This window comes from Cryobacterium sp. TmT2-59 (assembly GCF_004403545.1).
Taxonomy (GTDB): Bacteria; Actinomycetota; Actinomycetes; order Actinomycetales; family Microbacteriaceae; genus Cryobacterium; species Cryobacterium shii.
In genome coordinates, this window is the sequence record NZ_SOGM01000071.1 from 1 (window position 1) to 1,273 (window position 1,273).

Below are 1,273 nucleotides of genomic sequence, written 5' to 3' on the forward strand. Positions count from 1 at the left end.
CGGGCGGGGCGCGTGGCGGCGTGCGGTGGGCGAGGCGCGTGGCGGCGTGCGGTGGGCGGGGCGCGTGGCGGTGGGCGAGGCGCGGGCCTGGTGCGGGCGGCGTTCCGGGTGCGGGGCCTTCGGGCATGAAAAAGACTCCTCGCGCACCCACCAGAGCCCGGTTACCCTTGCTACGTTTCCGTCCTGGGGGAGTTGGCCGAGATGGCGCCACGCGAGGAGCCGACTGCCAGTTTAGACACAAAGCGCACTCCCCCAAAACGCGCCGTTCGGACCGGGTGTGACGAAGGCCCGAAGAAACAGGTAAGATTCTCTAGGTCGTTCCCTCACGGGAACGGTCGGCCAGGAGAATTCGCCTAGTGGCCTATGGCGCACGCTTGGAAAGCGTGTTGGGTGAGAGCCCTCGGGGGTTCGAATCCCCCATTCTCCGCCAGTTCTTGATCACGCGGGATGATTTGCGAGCGCCCCAGGCGGGCCCGCGCCTCTCTCTCCCTCCGGCCCGTCGTTCGCGCGCGCCCGGCGCATCCGTCATTCTTCGCGGGCCCGGCGCATCCGTCATGCGCCTCGGTCCGCGCCGATTCCGGGCCCGGCCTGTGGCTAACTCAGGAGATCCGGGCCAGTCCCCGGTCGGACCCCGCGGACCAGTGCGGAACGGCCCGTGGCTCCGCGAGAATCTCCTGAGTTAGCCCCCCGCCCCCGCCCCACGAGGCGGCGCGTGTCCCCCTGCTCGCGTTCGTAACTCCTGCAGATTCTGCCGGATGTACCCGATTCAGCCTGCGGTGACCGTTCGTCGAGGAATTGCAGGAGTTTTGCACGTCGGACCGGCGGCCTGGCTCGTCGGGGGGCCTGGTGCGGCACGTCGGGGGCCTGGCTAGTCGGCGAGCGGGCGCCGAGGCGCTCGGGGGGCCGGCGGCGGCGGCGGCACCTGCTTCGCGGCGACGATGTCGGCGAGTGCGAGGGTGACCAGACCGCGTTTGGTCTCGACCGTGCACTCGGTGTCGGTGCAGGCGCGGAGGTAGCCGACGGCATCCGTCACGCCGCCCTCGATGCGGGTGCGCACGACGATGCGGGCTCCGAGTTCGGTGACGGAGACGAAGTGGGCGGCGGCGAGGCTCATCCGGCCGAGCCTACCGGCACGGGCACGGCGGGTCGGCGGCACGGGGCACAGGGGAACGGCGGCACGGCGGGCCAGTGGCACGCCGGGTCAGCGACTCGGGCAGCGAGCGCGTCAGCGGCACGGCGGCGCGGCACGGCGGCGCGGCACGGCACGGCGGCA

General features: G+C 72.1%; 1 protein-coding gene, 1 tRNA gene and 1 other RNA gene. 1 reads left to right on the forward strand and 2 read right to left on the reverse strand.

Translation table 11 applies throughout. From position 1 onward, the window contains the following. Positions 1-127: 127 nt before the first annotated feature. Positions 128-224, reverse strand: an RNA gene (gene ffs, locus E3T24_RS11190) — signal recognition particle sRNA small type. Positions 225-342: 118 nt separating this feature from the next. Here ffs and E3T24_RS11195 point away from each other — a divergent pair. Next, positions 343-430, forward strand: a tRNA-Ser gene (locus E3T24_RS11195). A gap of 438 nt (positions 431-868) precedes the next feature. Here E3T24_RS11195 and E3T24_RS11200 read toward each other — a convergent pair. Next, complete coding sequence (locus E3T24_RS11200; protein ID WP_134434626.1) at positions 869-1,114, reverse strand: ferrous iron transport protein A; 246 nt, start codon at positions 1,112-1,114, stop codon at positions 869-871. Positions 1,115-1,273: the final 159 nt, after the last annotated feature.